Origin of the sequence: Stenotrophomonas sp. GD03777 (assembly GCF_029842485.1) — a bacterium.
Taxonomy (GTDB): Bacteria; Pseudomonadota; Gammaproteobacteria; order Xanthomonadales; family Xanthomonadaceae; genus Stenotrophomonas; species Stenotrophomonas sepilia.
Genome location: NZ_JAOCGL010000142.1, coordinates 1 through 7,933, shown reverse-complemented (window position 1 = coordinate 7,933; position 7,933 = coordinate 1). Strand labels below are relative to the sequence as shown.

Genomic DNA, 7,933 nt, shown 5'->3' with positions numbered 1-7,933 from the left:
GCGCGCTGTACGAGAAGGAATGGAAGTGGCGCCAGCAGGGAGGTGGTGAAGCCAGCGAGGACGAAGACGCCCCGGCCAACGCCACCCGCATGCCTGACGTCGGCCCGGCCGCGCAGCAGGCGCGTCTGAAGGTGTGGGACGATACCCTGGCCGCACTGAAGAAGATCGACCCGAAGACCCTGTCGCCGGACAACCAGGTCAACTACGCGATCTATCGCGACCAAGTGTTCAACCTGGCCGAAGAGACGCGCCTGCGCGGCTACGAAATGCCGTTCAACGCCGATTCCTCGTTCTGGTCCAACCTGTCCTTCATGGCCCGGCGCGAGATGAAGACCGTGCAGGACTACCAGAACTACATCGCACGGCTGAACGATGTGCCGCGTTACTTCGGCCAGCAGACCGAGAACATGCGCGCCGGCCTGAAGCGCGGCTTCAGCGTGCCGCGCGCGGTGCTGGATGGCCGCGAAGTGTCCATCGCCACCGTTGCCGAGCTGAAGGACCCGACCGAATCGCCGCTGTACGCGCCGTTCAAGAAGCTGCCCAACAGCATCCCGGCCGCCGAACAGGCCAGGCTGCAGGCGCAGGCGCGTGAAGCGATCAGCGGCAAGGTGGTGCCGGCGTTCCAGCAGCTGCGCACCTTCTTCGTCAACGAGTACGTGCCGCAGGCGCGCACCACCCTGGCCGCCGAAGCGATGCCCGATGGCAAGGCCTACTACAGGCAGCAGATCCACGAGTACACCACGCTGGACCTGTCGCCGGACGAGATCCACCGCATCGGCCTGGAGGAAGTCGCACGCATCCAGGGCGAGATGAACGACATCATCAAGCAGGTGAAGTTCAAGGGCAGCTTCGCCGAGTTCCTGACCTTCCTGCGTACCGATCCGCAGTTCTATGCGAAGACGCCGGAAGAGCTGCTTTCGCGCGCCGCGTGGATTTCCAAGCGGGCGGACGGCCAGCTCGGCAAGTACATGACGTTGCCGCGCGCGCGCTTCACCATCGTGCCGGTGCCACCGGACATTGCACCGTTCTGGACGGCCGGCCGCGGTGGCATGGGTACCTACTGGCTCAACACCTACAACCTGCCCTCGCGCCCGCTGTACAACCTGCCGGCACTGACCCTGCATGAATCCGATCCGGGCCATTCGCTGCAGGGCGCGATCGCCGCCGAGCAGAAGAACCTGCCCGAGTTCCGCCGCAACGCCTACATCTCCGCCTATGGCGAAGGCTGGGCGCTGTACTGCGAGAAGCTGGGCGTGGAGATGGGCATCTACGAAACCCCGTACGAGGATTTCGGCCGCCTGACCTACGAGATGTGGCGCGCCGCGCGCCTGGTGATCGACACCGGTGTGCACAGCAAAGGCTGGACCCGCGAGCAGGCGTTGGCCTACCTGCGTGACCACACCGCGCTGAGCGAGCATGAAGTGACCACTGAAGTGGACCGCTACATTTCCTGGCCGGGCCAGGCGCTGAGCTACAAGCTGGGCGAGATCGCCATCGTGCGCCTGCGTGCGCAGGCCGAGAAGGAGCTGGGCGACAAGTTCGACATCAAGGGCTTCCACGACACCCTGCTCAAGCAGGGCTCGGTGCCGCTGCCGGTGCTGGAACAGCAGATCCAGGCCTACATCGCCGAGCGCAAGAAGGCCTGACCGGTACCGGGTAGTGCCGGCCGCTGGCCGGCAATCCGACCCGGTCACGGGGTCGGATCCCTTTCCCGTGGAAAGGGCTCCGACCCCCTCTCACCTCACCCCACCGCCCGCGGCTTGGCCACGCGTGCCGCAAACGTCGGCAGCACCAGCAGGGTCAGCACGGTGGCGGTGATCAGGCCACCGATCACCACCGTCGCCAGCGGTTTCTGCACTTCTGCGCCGGAACCGCTGGCGATCGCCATCGGAATGAAGCCGACGATCGCCACAAGCGCCGTGGTCAGCACTGCTCGGATGCGGCTGGAGGCACCGTTGATCGCCGCCTGCAGCGGCAGGTCGCCGGCATCCAGGCGTTCGCGGATCGCCTGCATCAGCACCAGGCCATTCAAGGTCGCCACGCCGGACACGGCGATGAAGCCGACCGCTGCCGATACCGAGAACGGCATGCCCCGCAGCAGCAGCGCGAGGATGCCGCCGACCAACGCCAACGGCACGCAGCTGAACACCAGAATGGCTTCCTTGCCGCTGCGCAGGGCCATGAACAGCAGGCTGCCGATCAGCAGGAACACTACCGGTACCACCGTCGCCAGCCGCTTTTCCGCGCGCTGCAGGTTCTCGAACTGGCCACCCCAGGTCAGGTAGGCACCCGGCGGCAGTGCCACGTCGGCTACCGCGGCCTGCGCTTCGCCGACGAAGCCGCCCAGGTCGCGGCCACGCACGTTGGCCTGCACCACCACGCGGCGGCTGCCGTTGTTGCGGCTGATCTGGTTCGGCCCTTCGCTGACCGTGATGCGCGCAACCGACGACAGCGGAATCACCAACCCCGACGGCGTGGCGATCGGCAGCGAGGCCAGCTGGTCCGGATCGTTGCGCGCGGCATCGTCCAGGCGCACCACCACGTTGAAGCGGCGGTCGCCTTCGAAGATCTTGCCCGCCGCAGTACCGCCGATGCCGGTGGACAGTGCATCACTCACATCCGCCGCAGTCAGCCCATACTGCGCCGCCGCCACATGATCGATCGCCACGTTCAGCGTGGGCAGGCCGGAGATCTGTTCCACCCGCACGTCGGCCGCGCCATCCACCGCACGCAGCTTCAGCGCCACCTGGTCGGCCACCTTCTGCAGCTGGCCGAAGTCATCGCCAAAGATCATTACGGCCAGGTCGGTACGCACGCCGGAAATCAGCTCGTTGAAGCGCAGCTCGATCGGCTGGCTGAACTCGAAACTGTTGCCCAGCTGCTGCCCGGCCAGCTTTTCGAAACGGGCCACCAGCGCGTCCTTGGCCAACTTCGGATCGGGCCAGTCCTTGCGTGGCTTCAGCACGATCACGCTGTCGGAGATGTTGGTCGGCATCGGATCGATCGCCGCCTCGGCGGTACCGGTACGCGAGAACACGGTCTCCACTTCCGGCTGCTTGGCAATCACCTTTTCCAACGCCAGTTGCATGGCCAGTGACTGCTCCAGCGACGTCGACGGCACGCGCAACGCCTGCATCGCCACGTTGCCTTCGTCCAGCGTCGGCATGAACTCGCGGCCCAGCATCGAGAACGAGCCGATGCCCACCACCACCATCATCACCGCACTGGCCACTACCGTGCGCGGATGCGCCACGGCCTTGCGGATCACCGGCTCGATGCGCGCGCGCAGCACGCGTATCAGCCTGGTCTCGTGCTCGCCGTCGTCCGCATGTGCATCGGCGTCCTTCAGCTTCGGCTCGCGCACCAGCAGCGCCGTCATCGCCGGCACGAAGGTGAAGGAGAACAGGAAGGCACCGACCAGGGCCAGCATGAAGGTCGCCGCCATCGGGTGGAACGTCTTGCCCTCCACACCTTCCAGGGTGAGGATCGGCGCGAACACCAGCAGGATGATCAGCTGGCCGAACGCCGCCGGGCGCGCCATCTTCAGCGCGGAATCGGCGGCCACGCGCAGCCGTTCCATCGCGGTCAGCGCCCGGCCCAGTTCGGCGCGGCGCTGGCCCAGCATCAGCAGCGTCGACTCGACCACGATCACCGCACCGTCCACCAGGATGCCGAAGTCCAGTGCACCCAGGCTCATCAGGTTGCCGCTGATGCCGAAGCGGTTCATGCCGATCACCGCGAACAGGAACGACAGCGGAATCACCAGCGCGGTGATGGTGGCCGCGCGCAGGTTGCCCAGCAGCAGGAACAGCACCACCACCACCAGCAGCGCGCCCTCGGTGAGGTTCCGGGCCACGGTCTTGATGGTGGAATTGACCAGCACACTGCGGTCCAGCACCGGTGCGGCCACGATGTCGGCCGGCAGCGACGTGTTCACCTGTTCCAGACGTGCGGCTGCGGCCTGCGCCACGGTGCGGCTGTTGCCACCGGCAATCATCAGCGCGGTGCCCAGCACGGCCTCGTGGCCGTTGCGGCTGGCTGCACCCAGGCGCGGCGCGCGGCTCAGTTCCACGGTGGCTACATCGGCCACGCGCACCACCACGCCATTGCGGGTGGCCACCGGCGCCTGTGCAAGATCCTCGGTGGTCAGCGCCAGGCCATCGGCACGCACCACCAGGCCTTCACCGGCCCGCTGCACGAAGCCGGCGCCGGCCTGCACGTTGGAGCGCTGCAGCGCGGTAACCAGGTCGGCCAGGCCGAGGCGATGCGCGGCCAGTTTGGCGCTGTCCGGATGCACGCCGTATTCCTTGACGTAGCCGCCGACCGTATCGACACCGGCCAGCCCCGGGCTGGAGCGCATCTGCGGCGCGATGATCCAGTCCTGCACGGTGCGCAGGTAGGTCGCGCGCTCTTCCGGCGTGCGCAGCAGGTTGCCTTCCGGCGTGCGGTAGACCTCGCCGGCCTGCCAGCCGGCTTCACCGGGCTTGGCCAGCCTGGTCGGATCGAACGCGGTGAAGTCCACCGTCCACATCAGCACCTCGCCGAGGCCGGTGGTGACCGGCGACAGCATCGGCGACGCACCATCGGGCAGGTCTTCCGATGCCTCGCGCATGCGTTCGGCCACCTGTTGGCGGGCGAAGTAGATGTCGGTGGCATCGGTGAAGATCGCGGTGACCTGCGAGAAGCCATTGCGCGAAAGCGAACGCGTGGTGGTCAGGCCGGGAATGCCGGCCAGCGCGGTTTCCAGCGGATAGGTCACCTGCCGTTCGATCTGCTCCGGGGTCAGCGCCGGGGTCACCGTGTTGATCTGCACCTGGCGGTTGGTGATGTCCGGCACGGCGTCGATCGGCAGCTTGCCCAGCTGGAACAGGCCCACGGCGGCGATCAGCGCCGCCATGAACACCACCAGCCAGCGGTGGCGCACCGCTGTTTCAATGATCAGCTTGAACATGATCGCCTCCTCAGTGGCCGTGCTCGGCTTCGCCCTTGGCCAGCTCGGCCTTGAGCAGGAAGGCGTTGGCACCGACGATGCGCTCGTTGCCACTCAGGCCACCGAGGATCTCGATGCGGTCACCGGCACGGCGCCCGGCCAGCACTGGCTGCGCCTTGAAGCCACCTTCGACGGCGACGAACACCGCGCTGCTTCCATCGACGTTCTGCACCGCATCGGCGGGCACGCTGAGCGAGCCGTCCTGGCCTTCGGTGACCACCACGGCCGATACCGGCGAACCGGCCGGCGGCAGCGATGCATCCACCGGCGTGGCGCGGATCACTGCGACGCCGCCCTGCTGCCGTACATCGGCGGCCGAACCGGTGACGGTAGCGGTGAAGCTGCCACCCGGCACGCTCACTTCCAGCGTCATGCCGGGCATGACCTGTGCAGCCAGCGCTGGCGGTGCGGTGAACACCAGCTCGTTCATCGACGGGTCGGCGACGTCGGCCACCGCACTGCCGGCGGCGACCACACCGCCCGGCGTGACCTGCACGTTGCCGACGATGCCGGCCACCGGGCTGGTGATGCGCACGCGTCCACTGGCATCGGGCGCACCATTGGCGGCGGCCTGTGCCTGTGCGGCAGCGGCCTGGGCCTGTGCCGCCAGCGAACGCGCACGCGAGGCTTCCAGCTCCTGGCGGGCGACCACGCCCTGGTCGACCAGGGCCTTGTCGCGGCCATAGGCCAGGCGTGCGGCCTCGGCTTCGGCGGATGCGGCCAGCGCATTGGCGCGGAACACCGCTGCCTCGCCACTGACCACGATGGCCAGCGCCTGGTTCTGTTTCACCGCCGTGCCCGGCGCGACCAGTACGCGCTCGACGCGGCCGGTCACGGTCGAGGCCACCGAGGCACGGGCACCGACCGAGGGTTCCACCCGACCGGCGAGGCGGGTGGAACCGCCACCGCCGTGACCGACGGCAACCACTTCGATACCGGACGCCTTGATCTGCTCAGGGGTCAGCGGTACCACGCCTTCATCGGTGTCTGCCGGCGTCTTCGCGGATTCGGCCTTGGCTTCCTTGCTGCCGGGCGCGTGGCCATGGCTGTCGTCGGTGCCGGCCTTGGTCGCAGCGGGGTCTTCATTGGCAGGTGTCTGCGCGTTGCCAGCGCAGCCGGCCAGCAGCACAGTCAGCAGCATGCCGCCGATCAGCGGAAAAGTACGGGAGAGAGTCATGGGGCCTCCACAAAGGGTGCGCGCCCTTCAAGGCGGGCAAGATCGATTTCCGCGCCGACGCGCGACAGGCGCGCATCCACGGCGGCGGCACGGGCGGCGATAAGAGCGCTGCGCGTGCTGCGCAGTTCCAGCTGCGAGATGCGTCCGGCGTCGAAGCCGATGCGGGCCAGGCGATACGCCTCTTCGGCGGCGACCACGCTTTCATCGGCGGCGCGGGTTCGGCTGCCGGCGGCCTTCAAACCGGCCACGGCGGAGAGGCGTGCCGCCTCGCTGTCGCGGCGCTGCTGGTCCAGGCGCGCTTCGGCCGCGCGCTGGTCGGCATTGGCGGCGCGGATGCCACCGCGGTTGCGGTCAAACAGCGGGATGCTGAGGCTGAGCCCGAGGTTGTAGGCACGCTCGCCGCCCTCGCGGAAGCGGGTCTGCGCGGCGGTGACGCTGAGGTCGGGCAGGGCGCGCTTGCGCTCCACCTCGACCAGTTTGCCCGCCGCATCGGCTTCGGCTTCAGCGATGCGCACTGCCAGTGCGGTATCGGTGGCACCGCGTGGCAGCGGCGGCGCACGGTCGAGCAGGCTGTCGCCGATCGACTGCACCGGCGCATCCAGCAGTGCAGCACCGGCCAGGCGGGCCAGCGCGGCCTCGCGGAAGGCCTGCGCTTCATCCAGCGCGGCGTTGGCGTTGGCCACTTCGCTCTGCGCCTGCACCGCGCGCAGTTGCGGTTCGCGGCCCTGCTTGACCATCGCGTTGACGGCGTTGGCGTCATCGCGGGTGAGGCTCAGTGCCTCTTCGGCCAGGGTGTAGCGGCGCAGTGCACTTTCCGCCTGTGCGTAGACCACCGCCAGCTGGCTGGCCACATCGCTGCGGCTCTGCGTGCCACGCAGGTTGGCCGCCTGTGCCTCGGCGCGGGCCGCACGGACGCGCGCGCCGCGCTGGCCCCAGACCTCCAATGGCTGGGACAGGGTAAGCACGCTGTCGGCCTTGCCCATGCCGCCATAGGAACCGGTGCCCCAGGCGTTCTCGGCCGACCAGGACAGGGAAGGGTTGGGCAGTGCGCGGGCCTGGTCGGCGCGCGCGTCGGCGGCCTCGGCCAGCGCCGCACCGACGCGGGTACCGGGCAGCTGGTCCAGGCGTTCAAGCAGGGTGTCGTAGGAAGGGGCGGCTTGCGCCATCACCGATGCCGCCGGGGCCAGGCCCAGCAACACGGCGACGACCCGCCCGGCCGCACGCAGCGACCGAGGTGTCAGGATCGACATAGGGGGATTCCGGTTGTGAGTGAAACGGGAGCCCGCAATCGCGGGACGCGCTCAACTCACGCCCGGGGGGGACGCGTCAATTCATCCTGGGCGACCGCATAGGTCGCCGCGTCGCCGGCATTCATCCAGCGCGCCGGCAGCGGCGCACCGAAGGCGGCGAGGGTGCTGGCCGGCAGGCTCAGGTTGGAGTGGTGGCAGTGGTTGTGGCTGCAGGCACCGGCGTGCTTGCTGTCACTGTCACCCTCGGCATCGTTGGCGTTGCTTTCCACGTGCACCGCAGTGGTGTCGTGCGGTTCGACCGCGCAGGCCAGCACGTCGGCCACCGGCACGACCACGAACGCCGCCATCAGCAGCATCATCAGGTACGTACGCAGTTGGCGGGTGATCCGGCGCATGGAAGGGAGGCTAGCAAGCGATTTTCGCCGGATACAATATCAATGGCCGCCTCGGGAATTCGTCGGAATCTCCCGTTCAGGTGGAGGGCCTGGGGGCATCCTGCCCTGGTGGGTGCGGACC

General features: G+C 68.3%; 5 protein-coding genes. 1 reads left to right on the top strand and 4 read right to left on the bottom strand.

Going from position 1 to position 7,933, the window contains the following annotated elements:
- Positions 1-1,646: DUF885 family protein (locus tag N5E02_RS19210; RefSeq protein WP_279946620.1), on the top strand; the 1,646-nt coding region annotated here is incomplete at its 5' end.
- A 95-nt stretch (positions 1,647-1,741) separates the two neighbouring features.
- On the opposite strand, the gene N5E02_RS19205 is transcribed toward N5E02_RS19210, so the two are convergent.
- From N5E02_RS19205 to N5E02_RS19190, 4 genes are read right to left on the bottom strand one after another with little or no spacing between them, the layout of a single operon-like run.
- Positions 1,742-4,951, bottom strand: coding sequence for a CusA/CzcA family heavy metal efflux RND transporter (locus N5E02_RS19205; protein ID WP_279946619.1), 3,210 nt, complete (start codon positions 4,949-4,951; stop codon positions 1,742-1,744).
- 10 nt (positions 4,952-4,961) lie between these two features.
- Positions 4,962-6,167 carry an efflux RND transporter periplasmic adaptor subunit gene (locus tag N5E02_RS19200; protein ID WP_065185919.1) on the bottom strand — a complete coding sequence of 402 codons (1,206 nt, stop codon included), beginning with the start codon at positions 6,165-6,167 and terminating at the stop codon, positions 4,962-4,964.
- Positions 6,164-7,417 (bottom strand): TolC family protein, encoded by a 1,254-nt coding sequence (locus N5E02_RS19195; RefSeq protein WP_279946618.1) that lies wholly within the window; start codon positions 7,415-7,417, stop codon positions 6,164-6,166. The genes N5E02_RS19200 and N5E02_RS19195 overlap by 4 nt, the downstream gene beginning before the upstream one ends.
- A gap of 56 nt (positions 7,418-7,473) precedes the next feature.
- Complete coding sequence (locus N5E02_RS19190; protein WP_053498807.1) at positions 7,474-7,812, bottom strand: hypothetical protein; 339 nt, start codon at positions 7,810-7,812, stop codon at positions 7,474-7,476.
- Positions 7,813-7,933: the final 121 nt, after the last annotated feature.